Source organism: Ferrovibrio sp. GW821-FHT12B10 (assembly GCF_058807515.1).
The window spans coordinates 989179-1009080 of record NZ_JBXAQT010000001.1 but is presented as its reverse complement, the minus strand read 5'-3'; the positions used below and the strand labels follow the sequence as shown (position 1 = coordinate 1009080).

The following is a 19902-nucleotide window of genomic DNA, read 5'->3' as shown; positions in this document are numbered from 1 at the left end:
AACCCGGGGGCCGAGTCGCAACTTAGGACTGTGCACGGATCGTAATACGCGATTTACAGAGGCGATTCCGGCACGGCATGCTCATGACAGAAGTAAGCGGGGAAGGAAGCAAGCATGGGCTGGGTCCTGGATTTCCTGGAAACCGACGGGTTCCTGCCACATGGCATGTGCCTGATCTGGAAGCCCGAGGTGTTCTGGCTGCACTTCGTCGCCGACTCCGTCATCGCGCTGAGCTACTTCGCCATCCCGGCCGCGCTGTTCTATGTGGCGGTGCGGCGCAGCGACCTGGTGCCGCGCTGGCTGCTCGGCCTGTTCATGGCCTTCATCGTGCTCTGCGGCCTGACGCACCTGCTCGGCGTCTGGGTGTTGTGGAATCCCGATTACGGCGTCGAGGGCCTGGTGAAGGCGGCGACCGCCATGGTCTCCGTGGCGACGGCTGTATCGCTGATTCCGGCGGCACGCTGGGTCGGCCGTATGCCGAGCACCGGTCAATGGATCGACACCAACAAGCGCCTGAGCCGCCAGATGGCCGAGCGCCGCGCGGCGGAAGCCCAGGTACGCGCGCTCAATGCCGAACTGGAATCGCGCATCAGCACCCGCACAGCCGAATTGGAGGCGACCAATGACCGCTTGCAGCATGAGGTGGAGGAACGCAGCCTGGCCGAGCAGCGCTTCCGTCATGTGGCCGACCTGAGTGTCGACTGGATCTGGGAGACCGATGCCGAGCTGGTCTACAGTTACATGTCGGACCGGGTGGAGCAGGTAACGGGTCTGCGGGTGACAGATTATGTGGGCAGGTCGCGCGTCGAAATGTTTGGAGATATCTCGACCGATCCGTTCCTGCAGCAGCATGTCGAAGATCTGCGCAGCCATCGGCCGTTTTCCGACCTGGTGCAATGGCTGCACCGTCCACGCGGCTTGGTCTGCATCAGTGTCAGCGGCCGCCCGCGTTTTGACACTGATGGCCGCTTCATCGGTTATATCGGCGTTGGCCGCGATGTCACCCAGGAGCAGATGCAGCGCCGCCGGCTTGAGGACATGAATTTCGCCCTGGCCGAGGCGCGCGACCAGGCGTTGCGCGCCTCGAAAAGCAAATCCTCCTTCCTCGCGCATATGAGCCACGAGCTGCGCACGCCGATGAATGCCATCCTGGGCTTTGCCGAGGTGATGAAGGACCAGGTGATCGGCCCGCTGGAGGAGCGCTACCGCACCTATGCCTCCCATATCCATGACAGCGCCCTGCATTTGCTGAGCCTGATCAATGACGTGCTGGACCTCTCCAAGATCGAGGCTGGCGCTTATGAATTACAGGAGACCAGCGTCGACCTGCCCGCTGTCGGCTCACGGGCCCTGCGGCAGGTGGAAGCGGCGGCGCATGACAGCGGCGTCGTGCTGGCCATGGACATGCCGCGTGACCTGCCGGTGCTCTGGGCCGACCAGCGCGCGGTGTTCCAGATCACGCTGAACCTGCTCACCAACGCGGTGAAGTTCACCCCGCGCGAGGGCCAGGTCACGTTGTTCGCCCGCATGGAGCAGGGTGACGGCATCGCCTTCGGCGTGCGGGACACCGGTATCGGCATGAACGAGGACGAGATCGCCAAGGCACTGCAGCGCTTCGGACAGGTCGACAACGTGATGACGCGCGAGCGTCAGGGCTCCGGCCTCGGCCTGCCGCTGGTGCAGGAGCTGGCGCTGCTGCATGGCGGCGCCGTCAGCGTACAGTCTTCGCCGGGCGAGGGCACCGTGGTGACGGTGCGCTTCGGTGCCGATCGCGTAGGAAACCGCGAATAACCGTGCCGTGCCGCCTGTGTGCCCCGTCACCAAAGCACGGGGTTGACAATCTGCGGTCTTGGCTCAATACTAAACCTTATGGTTAAGTATTCGCAATCCCAGCTGGACCGCACCTTTGCAGCGCTTGCAGACCCGACGCGACGGGCTTTGCTGGCGCAGCTCGAGGCGCAGGACAGCATCACGATCAGCGACCTGGCCCGACCGTTTCCAGTGTCGCTGCCGGCGATCATGAAGCATCTCGACGTGCTGTCGGATGCCGGCCTGATCACCCGGAGCAAAAGCGGTCGCACAGTTACCTGCCGGCTCAATGCCGGTCCTATGGAGCAGGCCATGGACTGGCTGCATCGCTATCAACGGTTCTGGTCCGCGTCGCTTGATCGTCTCGCTGCCTTTGTCGAGGAACAGTCATGTCCGCCCAAGCTCTCTCTGGTGCCCCCGTCCGCCCCAGCCTCACCCTCAAGCGCCGGCTCAAGGCCGCGCCCGCCAAAGTCTACCGCGCCTGGACGGACCCCGCGCAAATAGTTGAATGGTTCGGGCCGGGAAACTGCGACTACCTGGCGTCTGATATCGATCTGCGGGTCGGCGGCCGTTTCCGCGTCGCTTTCCGCACCGATATAGACGGCAAGGCCGATGAGACCCATGAGGTGGGCGGCACCTACACGGAAATCGTGGAGAACCAGCGGCTGGTCTTCAGCTGGAACTGGTCCGCCACGCCCGAACGGGTGTCACAGGTGACGGTCACGCTGAAGCCCGATGGCGATGGCACGATCCTGACTCTGCATCACGAGCAGCTCTTCGATGAAGCTTCCAAGACCCGCCACACGCGCGGCTGGACTGCTTCGCTGGACAAGCTGGAAGCGAAATTCGCCTGAGGACATGGTCATGAAGCGTCGATATGCGGGCAGCTGCCACTGCGGTACCGTGCGGTTCCAATGCGAGCTGGACCTGTCGGCTGAAACCAGCCGGTGCAACTGCTCGGTCTGCCGCAAGGCGCGACTCTGGAAGGCGATTGCGACTGAAGATGCGGTCACGGTTCTGCAGGGCGAGGATCGCCTGACGGAATACCGTTTCGGCAGCCGGACGATCCGACATTTCTTCTGCAGCCTTTGCGGCATCAAGCCGTTCGGTCGCGGCGATATCGAGGGACTGGGGCCATTCTACGCCATCAATCTCGCATGCCTGGACGATGCTGCGGATGCCGAACTGGCAGCGGCGCCTGTCAAGTTTGAGGATGGCCGGAATAATGACTGGGGCCATGCCCCGTCCGAGACACGTCACCTGTAGCGAAGGAGAGGACCATGGAAAACCATAAAGTCGTATCCCGCGAAGACTGGCTGGCCGCGCGCAAGGCGCATCTGGCCCGCGAAAAGGAAATCACCCATGCCATGGATCGGCTGCATGAGGAGCGCCGCGCCCTGCCATGGGTGAAGGTGGACAAGAGCTATGCCTTCGAGACCACGGCAGGCCGCAAGACCCTGCCTGAGCTGTTTGGCGGCAACAGCCAGCTGATCGTCTATCATTTCATGTTCGGTCCCGACTGGGAGGCCGGCTGCCCCGGCTGCTCCTTCCTGGCCGACCATATCGATGGTGCCAACCAACATCTGAAGCATCACGACGTGTCGGTGGTGGTGGTGTCGCGCGCGCCACTGGCCAAGCTGCAGGCCTATCGCAAGCGCATGGGCTGGCAGTTCGAGTGGGTGTCCTCTAATGGCAGCGATTTCAACCACGACTACCATGTTTCCTTCACTGAGGCCGAGCTGGCCCAGGGCGACGTCTTCTACAATTTCGAGGCGATCAGCGAAGGCAATGACGAGCTGCCCGGCATCAGCGTGTTTTACAAGGACACCAAGGGTGACATCTTCCACACCTATTCATCCTACGCCCGGGGCGGCGACATCCTGATCGGCGCGCATAACTACCTCGACCTGACGCCGAAGGGCCGCAACGAATCCTCGACCATGGACTGGATGCGGCGTCATGATGAGTACGATGACGCGCCCATCAAGGCGGCTGATTGCTGCAATGACTGATGTCAAGACCACGCCCGGCAATCTCTATCCGGCATGGTATCCAGAGTCCCGCCCCGTATTGACCGCATGACTTGCCGGCACGCTGCGGGCTGAGTCCTGATTGCAAGAAAGAGGAGTAGGCGATGCGTGTGATGGTGATAGTGAAGGCGACGGCCGACAGCGAGACGGGGAAAATGCCATCGGCTGAACTGCTGGAGGCTATGGGCAAATATAACGAAGAGCTGATCAAGGCCGGTATCATGCTGTCCGGCGATGGACTGCATCCGTCCGCCAAGGGCAAGCGCATTGCCTTCAATGGCGCCGAGCGCAGCGTGATCGAGGGGCCTTTCGCGGCCACGAATGAACTGGTCGCCGGTTTCTGGCTCTGGCAGGTGAAGGATATGGAGGAAGCGGTGGCCTGGGCCAAGCGCTGCCCCAATCCGATGCCTGGTCCGAGCGATCTCGAAATCCGTCCACTCTACGAAGCGTCGGACTTCGAATAGAGCTAGCCCATCAGGCCTCTCTCGCGCAGGGACACATGACCCTTGCGGCCGATAATCAGATGGTCGTACACGGCGATGCCGAGCGCGGCGGCGGCATCGGATACCTGCCTGGTCATCTCGATATCGGCGCGCGACGGCGTCGGATCGCCACTGGGGTGGTTGTGCACCAGGATCAGTGCTGCGGCATTCAGCTCCAGGGCGCGCTTCACGACTTCACGTGGATAGACCGGCGTATGGTCGACGGTGCCGCGCTGCTGCTGCTCGTCGGCGATCACCTGGTTCTTGCGATCGAGGAAGAGGATGCGGAACTGCTCGATGCCCTCGTGCTGCAGCGCCGCACGGCAGTAATCCAGTAATGCCTGCCAGTTCGACACGGCCGGCCGCTTCATCGCTTCGGCCTTCAGCAGGCGCAGCCCGGCCTCGCGGGTGACCTTCAGCGCGGCAATCGCGGCCTCGCCGCAGCCGGGCACCTGCGCCAGCCGTTCCGGCGGTGCGGCGAGCGCGGCGGCCAGCGAGCCGAATTCCTTCACCAGCGCTTTCGCCAATGGCTTCACATCGCCGTTGCGGAAGACGCCGAACAGGATCAGCTCAAGGATTTCATAATCGGGTATGCCCGCACCGCCGCTTTCGAGGAAGCGGGCCCGCAATCTTGCGCGATGGCCGTGGAAGTGGGGTTTTTCTGTTTCGCCCGCTTCTGCCAATCGGTCCGTCTTTTAGAGATACGGCGGCTTGTGCCAGCCCTTGGGCGACTGCGTGAAAATCTCGTAGCCGGTCTCGGTGACACCGATCGAATGTTCGAACTGCGCCGAGAGCGACCGATCCTTGGTCACTGCGGTCCAGCCATCGGACAGCAGCTTCACCTGCCACTTGCCGGCGTTGATCATCGGCTCGATGGTGAAGAACATGCCAGCCTGCAGCGGCACGCCGGTGCTCGGTTCGCCGTAATGCAGGATGTTCGGCGGTTCGTGGAAGATGCGGCCCAGACCATGGCCGCAGAAGTCGCGCACCACCGAGAAGCGCTCTTTCTCGGCGAAGCGCTGGATCGCATAACCGATGTCGCCGGTGGTGGCGCCGGGCTTCACGACCTCGATGCCGCGCATCATGGCTTCATAGGTGATCTCGCAGAGCCGCTTGCCCTTCACGCCGACATCGCCGACCAGGAACATGCGGCTGGTATCGCCATGCCAGCCATCGACGATGACGGTGACGTCGATATTCAGGATGTCGCCGTCTTCCATCACCTTGTCGCCCGGAATGCCGTGGCAAACGACGTGATTGACCGAGGTGCAGATTGATTTCGGGAAGCCGCGATAGCCCAGCGGGGCGGGTACGGCACCATGCTCGGTGATGTAGTTATGGCAAAGCGTGTTGAGTTCGTCGGTGGTGATGCCGGGCACCACATGCGGGGTAATGAAATCCAGCGTCTCGGCAGCCAGGCGACCGGCCTTGCGCATGCCCTCGAAATCCGCCGCGCTGTGCAGACGGATGGCGCCTGGACGGAAATCGTCGTCCTCGTCCATGTCGTCGATGATGCGGGCCTGGTTCTGGTTCACGGCAAACGTCCGATTTCTTGTTTAAATACAGGGCGTTACGAGTCTATCGGCAGCCGGTCGGTAATCACGATCCCGGCTTCGGTAACGCGACAAGCATAACATAGCGCCTCCACCCCGGCTTTCCTAGCCTCGATGAAGGCGCCGGCATAGCCCGGATCGCAGTCGGCGGCGATGCGGAAATGGCTGCAGTCGGCGCGCTGCACGACGAACAGCATCACGGCGCGATGGCCGGCCGCCACCATCCCTGAAAGTTCGCGCAGATGCTTGGCGCCACGCTCCGTTACGCAATCGGGGAATTCGGCCAGCGGCGGCTGGCGGCTCAGATGCACGTTCTTGATCTCGAGATAGCAGTCGCGCTGGCCCGGGGCGGTGAGCAGGAAATCGACGCGGCTGTTGGCGCCGTATTTCACCTCCGGCCGATGCAGGTGATAGCCGGTCAGTTCGGCGATGCGGTCGGCGGCCAGCGCCTCGGCCGCCAGCCGGTTTGGCAGGCCGGTGTCGATGCCGACCAGCGCGCCGGTATCGGCCTCGGCGATCACCCAGCCCCAGTTCAGCTTGCCCTTGCCGGGCTTGAGCCAGACCCGGCTGCCGGGCCGGTCGAGGCCAAGCATGGCGCCGGGATTGGGGCAGTGCACGGTCTCCTCGTGGCCGTCGGCGAACCGCACATCGGCGAGGAAGCGCTTGTAACGGCGCAGCAACACGGCAGGGGTGAGGGGGGCCGGAAAGTCCATGCCCCGGCTATAGCGGCGGCTGGCCGGGCCGTCCAGCGCATGCTATGCCTCTGGCCATGTCCGATGCGCCTGTCCCTTCCTCTGCGCCCAAGATCGTCACCGCCGCCATCCTGGTGATCGGCAATGAGATCCTGTCCGGCCGTACCCGCGACGCCAACATGCACTTCCTTGCCGGCAAGCTGACCGAGATCGGCATCCGTCTGCGTGAGGCGCGCGTCATTCCCGATGTGGAAGAGACCATCGTGCAGACCGTCAACGAGTTGCGCGCGCGCCACGACTATGTCTTCACCTCGGGTGGCATCGGGCCTACGCACGACGACATCACCGCCGACAGCATCGCCAAAGCCTTCGGTGTCGGCATCGACGTGCATCCGGAGGCGCGCCGCCGCCTGGAGGCGCATTACGAGGCCGGCATGCTGAACGCCGCGCGCCTGCGCATGGCGCGTATTCCCGATACCGCGACGCTGATCGACAATCCGGTGTCGGCCGCGCCCGGTTTCCGTATCGACAATGTGATGGTGATGGCCGGCGTGCCGATGATCTTCCAGGCCATGGTCGGCAGCGTGACGCCGACACTGACCGGCGGCGACAAGCTGCTGTCACGCACCGTGCTGGCCTTCGTGCCCGAGGGTGCCGTTGCGGAAGACCTGGGCGCGCTGCAGCAGCAGTATCCCGATGTCGACATGGGGTCTTACCCGGCGTTCCGCGCCGGCCGCGCCTCGACTGCGATCGTGCTGCGTAGCACCGACAAAAACCGTCTGGATCAGGCGGCCGAAGCCATGTATGCCATCTTCCGCCGCATGGGTGGCGAGCCTTTCGAGAACGAGATCGTGTGATGCGCGTCCTGACTGCCGTGCTGTTTCTGCTGACTGCTATTCCCGCCCTGGCCCAGAGCCAGGCGCCGATGTCGCCGGCGCTTGCGCCGCCGCCGCGGTTTTTGGGCAAGGATCTGGCGGCCCTGTGCGAGGGCGCCGAGGGCAGCGCGCGGCTGGCCGGCTGCCTGCGCTACCTGCAGGGCGCCGTGGCAATGTATGAGCTCAGTGTCGGCGAAGCCAAGGACCTGAGCCTGTTCTGCGCGCCGCGCGAAGCGCCGCCGGCCCTGCTGCGCCAGCAGTATGTGGAGTGGGTCAAGGAAAACGCCGACCAGATGGGGCTGGAGGCGATCCAGACCGTGCGTCTGGCGCTCACCGATGCCTTCCCCTGCCAGGGTGATTGATTCTGGGTGATTGAAGGCTTCCTGAGGTCGCGGCGGCCCGCCAATTCTACACGGGAAGGTGATGGCCGGCCCTGATTCCGCCGCATTCGCGGGACAGCCTTCAGGCTATAATTTCCTGCCCCTTCAGAACCGGACGGGAAACGTCATGGGCAAAAAAACGCTCTCGTTTGCTGCGCTGTCTTTCATCGCTTTGCTGCTGGCCGCCTGTGGCCCGCCCGTGGCCTGGCAGAAACCCGGCGTCAGCATGCAGGAGGCCCAGGCCGACAGCCGCGAATGCAATCTCCTGGCGCGCAATCAGGCTTTCCGGGAAAGTTTCTTCAGCGGTTCTGCCTTCGGCTATCCAGGCTATGGCTATCCGTATTATCCCTACGGGCCATACGGCTACCGACGCTCCTATTACAACGACCCGTTCATGTATCGCGGACAGCGCGAGAGCGACCTGCAGGATTTCTGCCTGCGCGCCCGGGGTTACAGCCTGCAACCGATACCGCAATGAGGATGTCGTCATGATCCGTCCATCCGCCGCCTGCCTGTTTCTGCTTGCCGTTGCCGCCTGCGCCCCCAGCACCGAATGGACCCGGGCGGGGACACCGGTGGCGCAACGCAATGCCGATGAGAAAGCCTGCCTCGATATCGCCAACTACCAGGCCTTCGACGAAAGCGACAAGAGCAAGGCGATCTATCCGCCCTACAAGGACACCCAGTTCCAGGAAAGCGGTGGTGGTGGCGATGGCAATGGTGGTCGCGGCAGCAGCTTCAGTCTGCGCGGCGCGCGGGTCTACGAGCTGAGCGAATACTGCATGCAGCAGCGCGGCTACGCGCTGGCACCGATTCAGAAATGATGATCCGTGCTGCAGCTCTGATCGGTCTGGCGTTGCTCGCGGGGTGTGCGACGACGCCGACCGAATGGGTGCGCACCGATACCTCGCCGGCGCAGCGCCAGCGCGATACAGCCGATTGCCAGCAGATCGCCTCGGGTCAGGCCTTCGATGAGAGCATGTCATCGCGCCCGCTCTATCCGCCCTGGACCGGCACCGGTTTCAATCGCGGCTTCGGCATGCCCTGGGAGCGCGGCCATAACTCGCCGTCCTATTTTGACCGTGGGCCGCGTACGGCCGAGCTGGCGGATTACTGCATGCGCAGCCGTGGCTACCAGTTGCAAGTGCTCAGTCAGCCCCGGTAATCAGGCCGGCCTAATAACCTCTTCCACTTTGTGGCAGGCAGCACTGCGGCTGTCATTCAGCAGCCGCAACGGCGGTGTGACGGCGCGGCAATGATCGTCGGCATGAGCGCAGCGCGGCGCCAGCGCACAGCCGGCGGGCAACTGTGTCTGGTTGGGCGGGGCGCCCTGCAGCAGGCTGCGGCGGCGTTTCTGCCCGGGCGGCGGCGGCACCGGGCGCGGCAGAGCCGCCAACAACGCCTGGGTATAGGGATGCGCCGGCCGGGCGAACACGGTGTCGGTGCGGCCTTGTTCAACGATGCGGCCCAGATACATCACCGCCACATGCGTGCAGAGATGGTCGATCACCGCCAGGTTATGGCTGATGAACAGGTAGGTGATGCCGTGGTGGCGCTGCAGTTCGGCCATCAGGTTCAGCACCTGGGCCTGCACCGAGACATCCAGCGCCGAGACGGCCTCGTCGGCGACGATCAGGCGCGGCCGCGTGATCAGGGCGCGGGCAATGGCAATACGCTGGCGCTGGCCGCCCGAGAATTCATGCGGATATTTCTCCATGTCGCCAGCGCGCAGGCCCACGGTGGCGAGCGTTTCGGCGATGCGTCGGCGGCGATCCGCACGGCCGGATTTCTCCAGCATATCCAGCGGCTCGGCGACGATCCGTTCGACCGAGAGGCGCGGATCGAGCGAGCCGTAAGGGTCCTGAAACACCATCTGGAAATCGCGCCGTGCCGCGCGCAGATCGCTTTTCGACAGAGCATGCAGATCGTGGCCGTCAAATTGCACCTGACCCCGGTCGGGTTTCTCCAGCGCCATCACCAGACGGGCCAGCGTGGACTTGCCACAGCCGCTTTCGCCCACCACGCCCAGGCTTTCGCCCGGCGCGATGCGCAGCGACACGCCATTAACCGCATGCACCTGCCGCGCGGCCGTGAACGGCAGGCTGCGGCCGATGGCATAGGCCTTGTGAAGATCGTCGATCTCGACCAGTGGCGTCATGGCAAGGCCGCCGTGGCGTCGGTGCGCCAGCATTCGGCGCGGTGTTGAGGCCCGACGGTGACATCGGGCGGGAAGTCGGCACGGCAGCGCGGCTCGACCAGCGCGCAGCGGTCGGCAAAGGCGCAGGCCGGCGGCAGGTCGGCCAGATCCGGCACCATGCCGGGGATGGTCGGCAAGGCTGGGCGCGGATGTGGCATATTGCCGCCGATCTGCGGCATCGCCTGGAACAGCCCGCGCGCGTAGGGATGCGACAGCCGGTCGAACAGCGCATGCACCGGGCCGCTTTCCACGGCGCGGCCGGCATACATCACCATGACACGGTCGGCAGTCTCGGCGATCACGCCGAGGTCGTGGCTGATCAGGATGAGCCCCATGCCGGTTTCGTTCACAAGACCATGCAGCAGGTCGAGAATCTGGCCCTGGATGGTGACGTCAAGCGCCGTGGTCGGCTCATCGGCAATCAGGATGTCAGGTTCGCAGGCCAGCGCCATGGCGATCATCGCGCGTTGCCGCTGGCCACCGGATAGTTCGTGCGGATAGGCATTCAGCCGCTCGCGCGGGTTGGCGATGCCGACGCGGTCGAGCAGCTCGATGGCACGCTCGCGGGCCTGCTGCCGGCTGACGTTCCGATGCAAGAGTAGCGGCTCGGCGATCTGGTCGCCGATGCGATGCAGCGGGTTGAGCGAGGTCATCGGCTCCTGGAAGATCATGGCAAGCCGGTTCCCGCGCAGATCGCAGAGCGTGGCCTCGTCGGCTTGCAGCAGGTCGCGGTCGCGGTACAGCACCTGGCCGCCGGCCATGGCGCCTTCGGGCAGCAGGCCCATCAGCGCCAGCGCCGCCATCGATTTGCCGCAGCCGCTTTCCCCCACGATGCCCAGAGTCTCACCGGGCCGCAGGTCGAAGCTGATGCCGCGGACGGCGGCGACATTGCCGGCCTGCGCCGGCAGGGTCACGCGCAGGTCGCGCACGGAGAGCAGCGGAACATCCATCTCAGCGCCTCTGCCGCGACAGGCGCGGATCGGTCAGGTCGCGCAGGCCGTCGCCCAGCAGGTTGAGGCCCAGCACCGCCATGGCGATGGCGCAGCCAGGGAAGACGGCGAGGAACGGAGCCCGGAACACCATACCCTGGGCGTCATTCAGCATGCGGCCCCAGCTCGGTGTCGGCGGCTGCGTGCCCAGACCGAGATAGGACAGTGCCGCCTCGGCCAGGATGGCGAGCGCGAACTGGATGGTCGCCTGGACCACGATGACGCTGAGAATGTTGGGCAGAACATGTTCGATGGTGATGCGCAGGTCGCCCTTGCCGGCGCCGCGGGCGGCCAGGATAAAGTCGCGGGCCCAGATCGCATTGGCCGACCCGCGCACCACGCGGGCGAAGACCGGGATGTTGAAGATCGCGATGGCGATCACCGAATTCATGGTGCTGGCGCCGGCGATGGCGGCCAGCATGATGGCCGAGAGAATGGCGGGGAAGGCGAAGGTGAAGTCGGCGAAGCGCATCACCAGCTCTTCCAGCCAGCCGCGGCGCGCGGCGGCCAGCAGGCCCAGCGCGCTGCCCAGCAGCAGGCCGATGCCGACCGCGATAACGCCTACCAGCAGCGAATTTTGCGCACCCGCCAGGATCAACGACAGCACGTCGCGCCCGAAGGGATCGGTGCCGAGCCAGTATTCGGCCGAGGGCGGCGCCATGCGTTTGCGGATGTTGATGGCGGTCGGCGCATAAGGCATCCAGACCAGCGACAGCAGCGCCATGCCCAGTACCAGCGCGGTCAGCAGGCCGCCGACCATGAAGCTGCGATGGCGGATGGCGCGTTTCCAGAAGTCAGACATCCCGGGCCTTCAGGCGTGGATCGATCACGGCATAGAGGATGTCGACGATGAAATTCACCACCACCACGGTGAAGGCCAGCAGGATAACAGCGGCCTTCACCACTTCGATGTCACGATTGCTGATCGCCTGGAAGATCAGGCGGCCGAGGCCGGGCAGGGAGAAGACCTGCTCCACGATGATGGTGCCGGTCAGCAGATTGCCGAATTGAAGCCCGATCACGGTCACCACCGGGATCAGCGCATTACGCAGCACATGGCGCCATAGCACGGCCTGGCGGCTCAGGCCCTTGGCGCGCGCCGTGCGCACAAAATCCTCACGCAGCACATCCAGCACCGAGGAGCGCGTGATGCGGGCGAGGATCGCGGTCTGCACCACGGCCAGCGCGATGCTGGGCAGGATCAGGCTCTGGATGGCGCTGGCGGCATTGCCCCAGCCGGGAAAGCCGCCAGCCGAGACCCAGCCGAGGTTGACGGCAAACAGCAAGATCAGCAGTAGGCCGAACCAGAAATTCGGGATCGAGATGCCCAGCTGACTGAGGCTCATGATGATCAGATCGCCGGCGCGATTATGGCGCGCGGCGGCGAAGACGCCCAGGACAAGCGCCAGCGCGATGGTCAGCAGCATGGCGCTGACCGCCAGCGGATAGGTCAGCACCAGCCGCTCGGCGATCAGCGGCCAGACCGGCGTCTTGTAGGCATAGGAGATGCCGAAATCGCCATGCGCCAGGTTCACGATCCAAGCAAGATAGCGCGCCAGAATCGGACGGTTGAGGCCGTACTGCTCGCGGAAGGCGATGAGCTGCTCGTCGGTGGCGTCAATGCCCAGCACCAGCAGTGCCGGATCGCCAGGCAGGATTTCCAGTACCAGAAAAACGATCACCGAGGTCGCCGCCAGGGTGGCGAGCAGGGTGAGGAAGCGTTTCAGCAGGAAGGCCGACATGGGGCGGGCGGCCGTTCAGCGAGGACGTGGGCAGCAAAAGGGTGGAGGACGGTTCACCGGGCCGCCTCCCGGACCTTGGCGGCCAGATAGCTGTCCTTGCGGGCCGGCAGTTCGGCCAGCAGGGCCCGGCGTCCCGGACTATCCAGGGTCGGCCAGGACCCGATCTCGGCCCCGGTGCGCCAGCAGCCGATGCACCAGCCTGTCCGCCGGTCGATCTGGCAGACGTTAATGCAGGGCGAGGGCACGTCCGGCTGGTCATTCATGACGTGGCAAACCGGCGCATATTTCCGTGGAGGGCTTGAACCATGGCCGAGGAAACTCTTATCTAGCGGGCGCCGTGCGGCGGGAGGCTGCGCGGGCAGGCAAGGGGTGCCCTAAAACGATGATCGACATAAAGAATCTGGTCAAGCAATTCGGCCCGTTCACCGCCGTCGACAATGTCAGTTTCACGGTCTCCAAAGGGGAAGTGCTTGGCTTCCTCGGCCCTAACGGGGCCGGCAAGTCCACCACCATGAAAATGCTCTGCGGATTCCTGAGCGCCACCTCGGGCAGCATCTCGGTCTGCGGCCATGACGTGGAGGCCGAACCGCTGGCCGCCAAGCGCGCCATCGGTTACTTGCCGGAAGGCGCGCCGACCTATGCCGACATGACGGCGCGTGGTTTCCTGGATTTCATCGCCGATGTGCGCGAGATGAGCGGTGCGGACCGTCAGTGGCGGCTGGACAAGGTGATCGACCAGGTCAACATCAAGGATGTGCTGGACCAGCCGATCGACACGCTGTCCAAGGGCTACAAGCGCCGCGTCGGTCTGGCGCAGGCCATCCTGCATGATCCGCCGGTGCTGGTGCTCGACGAGCCGACCGACGGTCTCGACCCGAACCAGAAGCATGAAGTGCGCGGCCTGATCCAGGCCATGGCGCGCGACAAGGCGATCATCATCTCAACCCATATCCTGGAAGAGGTGGAGGCGGTGTGCAGCCGCGCCATCATCATCGCCCGCGGCCGCATCGTGGCCGAGGGTCGTCCGGAAGGTGCTGCAGGCTGGCGCATCGGCGACATCATCGCCGCGCCGGGCAAACTCGATGCGGCCTTCCGCCAGATCACCCAAGCGCGCGCCGCCTGAGGAAGTAGACCATGAAACCGATGCTTGCCGTTCTGCGCCGCGAACTCAGCGGCTATTTCTCGACGCCGGTCGCCTATGTCTTCATCGTGGTGTTCCTGTTCACCGCCGGCATCTTCACTTTCTATCTCGGCCAGTTCTTCGAGCGCGGCCAGGCCGACCTGAAGGCCTTCTTCCTGTTTCATCCCTGGCTCTACCTGTTTTTCCTGCCTGCCATTGCCATGCGGCTGTGGGCGGAGGAGCGCAAGGCCGGCACCATCGAACTGCTGCTGACCCTGCCGATCCCGCTCTGGGCCGCCGTGCTGGGCAAATTCCTTGCCGCCTGGGCCTTCGCCGGTATCGCGCTGCTGCTGACCTTCCCGCTGTGGCTGACCGTGAACTGGCTCGGCTCGCCCGATAACGGCGTCATTTTCGCCGGCTATATCGGCAGCCTGCTGATGGCCGGCGCCTATCTGGCGATCGGTAGCTGCATGTCGGCGGTGACCAAGAACCAGGTGATCGCCTTCGTGGTCAGCGTGCTGGTCTGCTTCATCTTCACCGTGTCGGGCGCACCGATGGTGCTGAGTTTCTTCCAGGGCTGGGCGCCGACGCTGATCGTCGACACCATTGCCTCCTTCAGCTTCCTGTCGCATTTCAACGCCATCACCGAAGGCGTGATCGACCTGCGCGACCTGGTGTTCTTCCTCTCGCTCATCGCAGTCTGGCTTTACGCCAATGCGGTGGTCGTCGACCTCAAGAAGGCGGGCTGAATCATGCAGACCGGCAAAAAAGCGCTTCTCACCGGCACCGGGCTCGTCGCCGCCTTCGCGGTCTTCCTCGGCTTCAACATCCTGGTCAACCAGGGCCTACGCGATACCCGCATCGACCTGACCGAGGCGCGACTCTATACGCTGTCCGACGGCACCAGGAACGTGCTGAAGAGCATCCCCGAGCCCGTCACGCTGCGGTACTTCTTTTCCGACAAGCTGGCCGGCAGCGCGCCGCAGCTGAAGCAGTACGGCACTCGTGTGCGCGAGCTGCTCGAGCGTTATGCGGCGCTGTCGGGCGGCAAGATCCGCCTCGAGGTGATCGATCCCGAGCCGTTCTCGGAAGCCGAGGACCGCGCGGTGCAGGCTGGCCTGCAGGGTGCGCAGACGCAGACCGGCTCGCTCTATTTCGGCCTGGTTGGCTCCAACACGCTCGACCAGCAGCAGGTGATCCCCTTCTTCCAGGCGGAGAAGGAGCAGTTCCTCGAATATGACCTGACCAAGCTGGTCTACGCGCTCAGCAACCCGACCAAGCCGGCAATCGGCATCCTCGGCGCGCTGCCGCTGGAATACGGGCCCGGCGGTGTGATGGCGGCGATGCGCGGCCAGTCGCAGCCCTATCTGATTCTGGAGCAGATCAGGCAGTTCTTCGACGTGAAGATGCTGGATGGCTCCAAGCCCGAAGACATCAATGAGAAACTCGGCGCGCTGGTGCTGGCGCATCCCAAGGATCTGAGCCCGCAGGCCCAGTATGCCATCGACCAGTATGTGCTGAAGGGCGGCCGTCTGATTGTCTTCGCCGATCCGTACTCCGAAACGATGGCGGCGCTGCCCGATCCGATGTCGGGCCGGCCGATGCCGCCGGGCGACCAGTCCTCGCTGCTGCCCGAGCTGTTCAAGGCCTGGGGTGTTGAGGTGCAGGCCGGCAAGTTCGTCGCCGATCTGGGCTTGGCCCAGCGCGTGCAGACCGGCCGCCAGGGCGCGGCGGCTGTCGTCGACTATGTGCCGTGGCTGGCGATCCAGCCGGATAACCTGAGTCATGGCGATGTGGTGACGGCCGACCTGACGCAGCTCAATGCCGCCTCGATGGGTTCGATCCGCAAGCTGGATGGCGCGTCCACCACGCTGACGCCGCTGATCACCTCGTCGAACCAGGCGATGCTGATGGATGTGGCCGACCTGCAGGGCGACCCCAATCCGCAGTTGCTGGCCGAGAAGTTCAAGCCCACCGGCGAGACCTACACGCTGGCGGCGCGCATCAGCGGCCCGGCCAAGACGGCTTTCCCCAATGGTGCGCCGGCGGTGGAGAAGAAGGACGACAAGGCGCCGGCCGTTCCGGTCGTGGCTCCGGTGACCGAGAGCGCCAAACCGATCAACGTGCTGCTGGTGGCTGATGCCGACATGCTGGACGATCGCTTCTGGGTCCGTACCCAGCAGATGATGGGGCAGAGCATGTATGTGCCGATCGCAGCCAATGCCGACTTCCTGGTCAATGCCATCGACAACATGTCGGGTTCGGGCGACATGATCGGCCTGCGCAGCCGTGGCAAGTCGCAGCGTCCGTTCGAGCTGATCGACGGCATGCGCCGGCAGGCCGACCAGCAGTTCCTGGCCCGCCAGCGTGCGCTGGAGCAGAAGCTGGAGACGACGCAGAAGCAGCTCGCCGATCTGCAGTCCAAGGCGCAGGAGCAGTCCAACGCGCTGCTCAGCGCCGAGCAGGAAGCAGCCATCGGCACTTTCCGCGACCAGCTGCTGGAAACCCGGCGCGAGTTGCGCGGCGTGCAGCGCGAGCTGAACCGCGACATCGAGGCGCTGCAGTTGCTGGTCAAGTTCATCAACATCGGCCTGATGCCGCTGCTGGCCGCCCTGGTGGCGGTCGGCCTCGCCATTGTCTGGCGTCAGCGCCGCATCCGGCGCGCGCTGGAAGGTTAAGACGGGAGTCACGTCATGCAGATGCGCAACAAGACCTGGGCGATCCTGCTGGGTGCTGCCGTCATCGTCGGCGGCGCCGGCTGGTGGGTGGCGACCTCGCGCGACCGTGCAGCGCAGGCCGATTTCACGCCGCAGCCGCTGTTTCCCGGCCTGACCGCCAAGGTCAACGAGGTGGCCTCGCTGGAGATTGCGACATCGAAGGCGCTGTTCCGCATCGAGCGTGGCGCCAGCGCCGAGCAGTGGAGCATGCCGAGCCGGCATGACTATCCGGTGCGCGCCGACCTGGTGCGCAAGAACGTGATCGGCATCGCTGGCCTGGAAACCATCGAGCCGCGCACCGACAAGCCGGACTACTACGACCGCCTGCAGGTCTCCGAGCCTGATCGCTACAAGCCGGTCGACGAGGCCGCCAAGGCCGATCCGGGTCCGATCCTGGTGCGCCTGGTCGATGCCGATTCAAAATCCATCGCCGCCGTGATCATGGGCAAGATGCGCAGCTTCCCAGTGGGCAGCAAGCCGGGTCAGATTCATGTGCGTAAGCCGGAGGAGGCCCGCGCCTGGCTGGCCCAGGGCATTGTCGAGCTGCCGGCCGACCCGGTGCAATGGCTGGTCAAGGACCTGATCAAGATCGAGCGTAGCCGGGTGGCCTATGCCACTGTGACGCATGCGGATGGCGAGAAGCTGCGCGTGCAGCGCGGCCCTGAAAAGACCGACGGCTCGGGCATCGATTTCGTGCTGCAGGATGTCCCCAAGGGCATGAAGCCCGGCTCGGCCTTCGACATCAACGCCGTGGCCGGCGCACTGGCCTATCCGACCTTCGAGGATGTCACCAAGGCCACCGAGCATGATTTTTCCAAGGCGACCGTGACCGAGATCGTGACGCTGGATGGTATCAGGGCCACCGTGCGCACCATCCCGGCCGAGCAGGAGAAGAAATTCTGGATCACCATCACGGTGGCCTATGATGCGGCGCTGGCCAAGCCGAACCCGACCAACAAGGACTTGCTGCCGCCGGACGAGGCCGAGAAGCAGGCCAATGCGGCGATCCGCCGCCTGGATGGCTGGGCCTATCTGGTACCGGACTATTCCGCCCGCGACCTGACCCGCCGCATCAAGGATGTGGTGGAAAAAGACGAGCCGAAGAAGGATGAAAAGAAGGGCTGATCAGCCCTTCTTTTTTATTCGCTTACATCCCGACGCGGCTGAGCGCCACTTCAGTGACGCCATAGCCGGCCTCGGCCGGGATGCGCAGATGCGGTTCGCTGAAGCTCACCTTGTCCAGCACGGGCATCACGTCGACGATCTGATCCTCGGCCGCAGCCTGTAATGCAGAGGCGACATCCTTCGATCGCGCCAGCTTGACCAGCTGCATGCGGGTGGCGAAGACGATGGTGCGCGTCTTGGCCTCCCAGGCATTGAGGGCGGCCTGCGCGCCGAGCCATTCTGATTCCACCGATTCACCGCCATCATGGGCGCCGATCTGGCCTTCGGGCGCCAGCGCCAGGAAGAACCAGGTGTCGAAGCGCTTGGGCATCACCTCGGGCGTGATCCAATGCGCAAACGGCACCAGGCGGTCGAGTGCATAATCGAGATTCTCGGCTTCGGCCATGTCGCGCAGTGTCTTGTCACCGCGGTTGAGCGGCTCGCGCCAATGCCCCAGCGCTTCCACCTCTGTGGCAGACAGCAGGCTGCCCTGGCCCTTCTTGCGCGCCAGCAGCAGGCCGGATTCCTCGAACGCCTCGCGGATCGCACCGAAAGCAAACGGCGTCAGCGCCGGGTCGAAACTGCCCGGCCGCGCATGGCGGCCCATCAGCACCGGATCGCTGTCGCCGTCGGCCAGCTTGCCGCCGGGAAACACCATGGCGCCGGAGGCGAAGTCGATGGCGTGGTTGCGCTTCACCATGAAGACTTCCAGGCCGGCATCGCCATCGCGGATCATCAGAACGGTGCTGGATGGCTTCAAGGCGGATTTCTGCTCACTCATCGGTTTCCTCGGGTCTTTTCTGATTATGCGGGGCGGCGCAGATAGATCCTGTTGCCGCCATGCGGGTCGGGTGTAAAGCCGCGCCGGCGCAGCCAGTCGATGCCGGTGCGGTCCTGCACGGGTCGCTGGATCTCAATGGTGGCGAGATCGAGGCTGCGTGCATGCCCCGCAGCGCAGTCGAGCAGCCAGCCGCCCACGCCGCGGCCGCGCGCATCCTCGGCGACCACGAGGCGGTGGATCAGCAGGCTGCGCTGCAGCGGCAGCAGCACAATGAAGCCATCGATGGCGGTTCGCCATTCGGCCAGAAACAGCGTGCTGCCATCGTGCTGCAGCTCGGCCAGATCCAGATCGGCAACGATCTCGGCCGGCAGGCTGCGGATGATGTCATTCAGGCGTGGCAGATCGTTGCGGTCAGCCGGCCGCAGGCGGTGCTCGATCCGGACGGGGGGCTGCGGCTGGTCACTCACGGGGCGGCACGGAACGATGGATCATGGCCGAAAGCTTCGGCCTGCCCGGCAGCGCTGTCAACGATTGAGGTTGTGACCGGCCAATCTGGCGGAAACCCGGCCCGGCCGGATTACTGCGCGGTCTTCAGGTCGACGGCACCAATAATCGGGCCGACGCCTTGGCTGTTCACCGCCTGCAGCAGCACGACGGCGCCCTGTCGGCTCCAATCGATATCCGCAAGGTTTGGCACCTCGTAGGTGGCATCCTTGCCCTGCCAGCGGCCAAGTTCGGCCCAGGAACGGGCGACATTGAGGTAGTTGAGCGTGCGGCCCTGATTTTCGCCGCGTTCGATCGCGACATCATGCTGCAGGTCGAAGCGGCAGAGTAGAAGCTTGGCTTCTCCTGCCCAGCCTTTTTCCACAACGGCCTTGTCGATATTGGGCACTTGCACCTGGAACTGTCCGGTTTTGGTCCGCTCGGCCTTCATGGACACATGCTGCTGCTTGCGTGCCTTCTCGATGGCGAAGGCGACGGCTTCGCGGTCGGACCCGACCACAGCAAACTGTCCGTCCACCACCACCTGCGGCGTATAGACTTCACGCTTGCCGGTGTTGCGCGCGTAATCCTGTTGGCGCACGCCATGACCCTTGCGGCTCAGCGTGTCCTTCCAGCCGAGATAATCCCAGTAGTCGACATGCAGCGACAGCGGCAGAACGCCGGGCTGCTGTTGCCAGTCTTTCATAAGGCCATCGGCCGGCGGGCAGGAGTTGCAGCCTTGGCTGGTGAAGAGTTCCAGAACCACAAGCTGCGAGGGATTCCTAGGTTGCGCCTGTGCAGCAATCGTTGTCGTGAGGGCGGCGAGGCCCAGCACGGCAAACAACCCAAAGCGGCGTACGGCGTTCAGCGTCATGTCGTCAACCTAGG

The 19902-nt window shown here is 64.5% G+C and carries 26 protein-coding genes; 15 read left to right on the top strand and 11 right to left on the bottom strand.

The annotated features are described in order from the left end of the window. Positions 1-114 precede the first annotated feature (114 nt). From AC1RRT_RS05135 to AC1RRT_RS05110, 6 genes are all read left to right on the top strand, one after another. Positions 115-1791: a sensor histidine kinase gene (locus tag AC1RRT_RS05135; protein ID WP_493012706.1), complete on the top strand. Its 1677-nt coding sequence runs from the start codon at positions 115-117 to the stop codon at positions 1789-1791. Positions 1792-1869: 78 nt separating this feature from the next. Then, positions 1870-2313 (top strand): ArsR/SmtB family transcription factor, encoded by a 444-nt coding sequence (locus AC1RRT_RS05130; protein WP_493012705.1) that lies wholly within the window; start codon positions 1870-1872, stop codon positions 2311-2313. After that, complete coding sequence (locus tag AC1RRT_RS05125) at positions 2199-2663, top strand: SRPBCC family protein (protein ID WP_493012704.1); 465 nt, start codon at positions 2199-2201, stop codon at positions 2661-2663. Before AC1RRT_RS05130 ends, AC1RRT_RS05125 begins: the two co-directional genes overlap by 115 nt. A gap of 10 nt (positions 2664-2673) precedes the next feature. Further along, on the top strand, positions 2674-3075 hold the full coding sequence (locus tag AC1RRT_RS05120) for a GFA family protein (protein ID WP_493012703.1): 402 nt from the start codon (positions 2674-2676) through the stop codon (positions 3073-3075). Positions 3076-3089: 14 nt separating this feature from the next. After that, a complete protein-coding gene (locus AC1RRT_RS05115) occupies positions 3090-3821 on the top strand; it encodes a DUF899 domain-containing protein (protein WP_493012702.1) in 732 nt (243 codons plus the stop codon). A gap of 122 nt (positions 3822-3943) precedes the next feature. After that, on the top strand, positions 3944-4303 hold the full coding sequence (locus AC1RRT_RS05110) for a YciI family protein (protein ID WP_493012701.1): 360 nt from the start codon (positions 3944-3946) through the stop codon (positions 4301-4303). Positions 4304-4305: 2 nt separating this feature from the next. Here the strand turns inward: AC1RRT_RS05110 and radC are convergent, their stop codons facing one another. The 3 genes from radC to sfsA form a co-directional block, all read right to left on the bottom strand. Next, the gene (gene radC, locus AC1RRT_RS05105) at positions 4306-4950 is read right to left on the bottom strand and encodes a RadC family protein (protein ID WP_493012700.1); all 645 of its coding nucleotides are present in this window, start codon (positions 4948-4950) and stop codon (positions 4306-4308) included. Between the two features lie 66 nt (positions 4951-5016). After that, positions 5017-5823 carry a type I methionyl aminopeptidase gene (map, locus tag AC1RRT_RS05100; protein WP_493015135.1) on the bottom strand — a complete coding sequence of 269 codons (807 nt, stop codon included), beginning with the start codon at positions 5821-5823 and terminating at the stop codon, positions 5017-5019. Positions 5824-5891: 68 nt separating this feature from the next. Further along, positions 5892-6587 carry a DNA/RNA nuclease SfsA gene (gene sfsA / locus AC1RRT_RS05095; RefSeq protein WP_493012699.1) on the bottom strand — a complete coding sequence of 232 codons (696 nt, stop codon included), beginning with the start codon at positions 6585-6587 and terminating at the stop codon, positions 5892-5894. 56 nt (positions 6588-6643) lie between these two features. Here sfsA and AC1RRT_RS05090 point away from each other — a divergent pair, with 56 nt between their 5' ends. The 5 genes from AC1RRT_RS05090 (at position 6644) to AC1RRT_RS05070 (ending at position 8986) form a co-directional block, all read left to right on the top strand. Next, the gene (locus AC1RRT_RS05090) at positions 6644-7423 is read left to right on the top strand and encodes a competence/damage-inducible protein A (protein WP_493012698.1); all 780 of its coding nucleotides are present in this window, start codon (positions 6644-6646) and stop codon (positions 7421-7423) included. Continuing rightward, positions 7423-7803: a Rap1a/Tai family immunity protein gene (locus tag AC1RRT_RS05085; RefSeq protein WP_493012697.1), complete on the top strand. Its 381-nt coding sequence runs from the start codon at positions 7423-7425 to the stop codon at positions 7801-7803. Before AC1RRT_RS05090 ends, AC1RRT_RS05085 begins: the two co-directional genes overlap by 1 nt. A 61-nt stretch (positions 7804-7864) precedes the next feature. Next, entirely contained in the window at positions 7865-8299 is a 435-nt protein-coding gene (locus AC1RRT_RS05080) for a hypothetical protein (RefSeq protein WP_493012696.1), read from the top strand. Between the two features lie 10 nt (positions 8300-8309). Continuing rightward, positions 8310-8645 (top strand): hypothetical protein, encoded by a 336-nt coding sequence (locus tag AC1RRT_RS05075; RefSeq protein ID WP_493012695.1) that lies wholly within the window; start codon positions 8310-8312, stop codon positions 8643-8645. Then, positions 8642-8986 carry a hypothetical protein gene (locus AC1RRT_RS05070; protein WP_493012694.1) on the top strand — a complete coding sequence of 115 codons (345 nt, stop codon included), beginning with the start codon at positions 8642-8644 and terminating at the stop codon, positions 8984-8986. Before AC1RRT_RS05075 ends, AC1RRT_RS05070 begins: the two co-directional genes overlap by 4 nt. Here AC1RRT_RS05070 and AC1RRT_RS05065 read toward each other — a convergent pair whose 3' ends face one another. From AC1RRT_RS05065 to AC1RRT_RS05045, 5 genes are read right to left on the bottom strand one after another with little or no spacing between them, the layout of a single operon-like run. Further along, positions 8987-9979: an ABC transporter ATP-binding protein gene (locus AC1RRT_RS05065; protein ID WP_493012693.1), complete on the bottom strand. Its 993-nt coding sequence runs from the start codon at positions 9977-9979 to the stop codon at positions 8987-8989. Beyond that, entirely contained in the window at positions 9976-10968 is a 993-nt protein-coding gene (locus AC1RRT_RS05060; protein WP_493012692.1) for an ABC transporter ATP-binding protein, read from the bottom strand. The genes AC1RRT_RS05065 and AC1RRT_RS05060 overlap by 4 nt, the downstream gene beginning before the upstream one ends. 1 nt (position 10969) lies before the next feature. Further along, entirely contained in the window at positions 10970-11809 is an 840-nt protein-coding gene (locus tag AC1RRT_RS05055; RefSeq protein ID WP_493012691.1) for an ABC transporter permease, read from the bottom strand. Next, positions 11802-12749: an ABC transporter permease gene (locus tag AC1RRT_RS05050; RefSeq protein WP_493012690.1), complete on the bottom strand. Its 948-nt coding sequence runs from the start codon at positions 12747-12749 to the stop codon at positions 11802-11804. The genes AC1RRT_RS05055 and AC1RRT_RS05050 overlap by 8 nt, the downstream gene beginning before the upstream one ends. 53 nt (positions 12750-12802) lie before the next feature. After that, positions 12803-13012, bottom strand: coding sequence for a DUF1289 domain-containing protein (locus AC1RRT_RS05045; RefSeq protein WP_493012689.1), 210 nt, complete (start codon positions 13010-13012; stop codon positions 12803-12805). A 119-nt stretch (positions 13013-13131) separates the two neighbouring features. Between AC1RRT_RS05045 and AC1RRT_RS05040 the strand changes: the two genes are divergently transcribed. The 4 genes from AC1RRT_RS05040 to AC1RRT_RS05025 are packed head-to-tail and all read left to right on the top strand — an operon-like array spanning position 13132 to position 17711. Beyond that, the gene (locus tag AC1RRT_RS05040) at positions 13132-13872 is read left to right on the top strand and encodes an ABC transporter ATP-binding protein (protein ID WP_493012688.1); all 741 of its coding nucleotides are present in this window, start codon (positions 13132-13134) and stop codon (positions 13870-13872) included. An 11-nt stretch (positions 13873-13883) separates the two neighbouring features. Beyond that, positions 13884-14618 carry an ABC transporter permease subunit gene (locus AC1RRT_RS05035; RefSeq protein WP_493012687.1) on the top strand — a complete coding sequence of 245 codons (735 nt, stop codon included), beginning with the start codon at positions 13884-13886 and terminating at the stop codon, positions 14616-14618. Between the two features lie 3 nt (positions 14619-14621). Continuing rightward, positions 14622-16547 carry a GldG family protein gene (locus AC1RRT_RS05030; RefSeq protein WP_493012686.1) on the top strand — a complete coding sequence of 642 codons (1926 nt, stop codon included), beginning with the start codon at positions 14622-14624 and terminating at the stop codon, positions 16545-16547. Between the two features lie 15 nt (positions 16548-16562). Then, positions 16563-17711, top strand: a complete 1149-nt coding sequence (locus tag AC1RRT_RS05025) for a DUF4340 domain-containing protein (protein ID WP_493012685.1) — start codon at positions 16563-16565, stop codon at positions 17709-17711. Positions 17712-17733: 22 nt separating this feature from the next. Here the strand turns inward: AC1RRT_RS05025 and AC1RRT_RS05020 are convergent, their stop codons facing one another. The 3 genes from AC1RRT_RS05020 to AC1RRT_RS05010 all read right to left on the bottom strand — a co-directional run bounded on the left by AC1RRT_RS05020 (position 17734) and on the right by AC1RRT_RS05010 (position 19888). After that, positions 17734-18531, bottom strand: a complete 798-nt coding sequence (locus tag AC1RRT_RS05020) for an NUDIX hydrolase (protein WP_493012684.1) — start codon at positions 18529-18531, stop codon at positions 17734-17736. 23 nt (positions 18532-18554) lie between these two features. Next, the gene (locus tag AC1RRT_RS05015) at positions 18555-18998 is read right to left on the bottom strand and encodes a GNAT family N-acetyltransferase (protein ID WP_493012683.1); all 444 of its coding nucleotides are present in this window, start codon (positions 18996-18998) and stop codon (positions 18555-18557) included. A gap of 110 nt (positions 18999-19108) precedes the next feature. Beyond that, on the bottom strand, positions 19109-19888 hold the full coding sequence (locus tag AC1RRT_RS05010) for a DUF1223 domain-containing protein (RefSeq protein ID WP_493012682.1): 780 nt from the start codon (positions 19886-19888) through the stop codon (positions 19109-19111). Positions 19889-19902 lie beyond the last annotated feature (14 nt).

What these genes read in the sequence shown, in the direction of transcription:
- AC1RRT_RS05065 (WP_493012693.1), bottom strand. Translation starts at nt 9,979, where the DNA reads ATGACGCCACTGGTCGAGATCGACGATCTTCACAAGGCCTATGCCATC.
- AC1RRT_RS05060 (WP_493012692.1), bottom strand. Translation starts at nt 10,968, where the DNA reads ATGGATGTTCCGCTGCTCTCCGTGCGCGACCTGCGCGTGACCCTGCCG.
- AC1RRT_RS05010 (WP_493012682.1), bottom strand. Translation starts at nt 19,888, where the DNA reads ATGACGCTGAACGCCGTACGCCGCTTTGGGTTGTTTGCCGTGCTGGGC.
- AC1RRT_RS05055 (WP_493012691.1), bottom strand. Translation starts at nt 11,809, where the DNA reads ATGTCTGACTTCTGGAAACGCGCCATCCGCCATCGCAGCTTCATGGTC.
- AC1RRT_RS05115 (WP_493012702.1), top strand. Translation starts at nt 3,090, where the DNA reads ATGGAAAACCATAAAGTCGTATCCCGCGAAGACTGGCTGGCCGCGCGC.
- AC1RRT_RS05130 (WP_493012705.1), top strand. Translation starts at nt 1,870, where the DNA reads ATGGTTAAGTATTCGCAATCCCAGCTGGACCGCACCTTTGCAGCGCTT.
- map (WP_493015135.1), bottom strand. Translation starts at nt 5,823, where the DNA reads ATGGACGAGGACGACGATTTCCGTCCAGGCGCCATCCGTCTGCACAGC.
- AC1RRT_RS05045 (WP_493012689.1), bottom strand. Translation starts at nt 13,012, where the DNA reads ATGAATGACCAGCCGGACGTGCCCTCGCCCTGCATTAACGTCTGCCAG.
- AC1RRT_RS05080 (WP_493012696.1), top strand. Translation starts at nt 7,865, where the DNA reads ATGGCCGGCCCTGATTCCGCCGCATTCGCGGGACAGCCTTCAGGCTAT.
- AC1RRT_RS05085 (WP_493012697.1), top strand. Translation starts at nt 7,423, where the DNA reads ATGCGCGTCCTGACTGCCGTGCTGTTTCTGCTGACTGCTATTCCCGCC.
- AC1RRT_RS05125 (WP_493012704.1), top strand. Translation starts at nt 2,199, where the DNA reads ATGTCCGCCCAAGCTCTCTCTGGTGCCCCCGTCCGCCCCAGCCTCACC.
- AC1RRT_RS05050 (WP_493012690.1), bottom strand. Translation starts at nt 12,749, where the DNA reads ATGTCGGCCTTCCTGCTGAAACGCTTCCTCACCCTGCTCGCCACCCTG.
- AC1RRT_RS05070 (WP_493012694.1), top strand. Translation starts at nt 8,642, where the DNA reads ATGATGATCCGTGCTGCAGCTCTGATCGGTCTGGCGTTGCTCGCGGGG.
- sfsA (WP_493012699.1), bottom strand. Translation starts at nt 6,587, where the DNA reads ATGGACTTTCCGGCCCCCCTCACCCCTGCCGTGTTGCTGCGCCGTTAC.
- AC1RRT_RS05040 (WP_493012688.1), top strand. Translation starts at nt 13,132, where the DNA reads ATGATCGACATAAAGAATCTGGTCAAGCAATTCGGCCCGTTCACCGCC.
- AC1RRT_RS05035 (WP_493012687.1), top strand. Translation starts at nt 13,884, where the DNA reads ATGAAACCGATGCTTGCCGTTCTGCGCCGCGAACTCAGCGGCTATTTC.
- AC1RRT_RS05075 (WP_493012695.1), top strand. Translation starts at nt 8,310, where the DNA reads ATGATCCGTCCATCCGCCGCCTGCCTGTTTCTGCTTGCCGTTGCCGCC.
- AC1RRT_RS05020 (WP_493012684.1), bottom strand. Translation starts at nt 18,531, where the DNA reads ATGAGTGAGCAGAAATCCGCCTTGAAGCCATCCAGCACCGTTCTGATG.
- AC1RRT_RS05135 (WP_493012706.1), top strand. Translation starts at nt 115, where the DNA reads ATGGGCTGGGTCCTGGATTTCCTGGAAACCGACGGGTTCCTGCCACAT.
- AC1RRT_RS05120 (WP_493012703.1), top strand. Translation starts at nt 2,674, where the DNA reads ATGAAGCGTCGATATGCGGGCAGCTGCCACTGCGGTACCGTGCGGTTC.
- AC1RRT_RS05030 (WP_493012686.1), top strand. Translation starts at nt 14,622, where the DNA reads ATGCAGACCGGCAAAAAAGCGCTTCTCACCGGCACCGGGCTCGTCGCC.
- AC1RRT_RS05110 (WP_493012701.1), top strand. Translation starts at nt 3,944, where the DNA reads ATGCGTGTGATGGTGATAGTGAAGGCGACGGCCGACAGCGAGACGGGG.
- AC1RRT_RS05090 (WP_493012698.1), top strand. Translation starts at nt 6,644, where the DNA reads ATGTCCGATGCGCCTGTCCCTTCCTCTGCGCCCAAGATCGTCACCGCC.
- AC1RRT_RS05025 (WP_493012685.1), top strand. Translation starts at nt 16,563, where the DNA reads ATGCAGATGCGCAACAAGACCTGGGCGATCCTGCTGGGTGCTGCCGTC.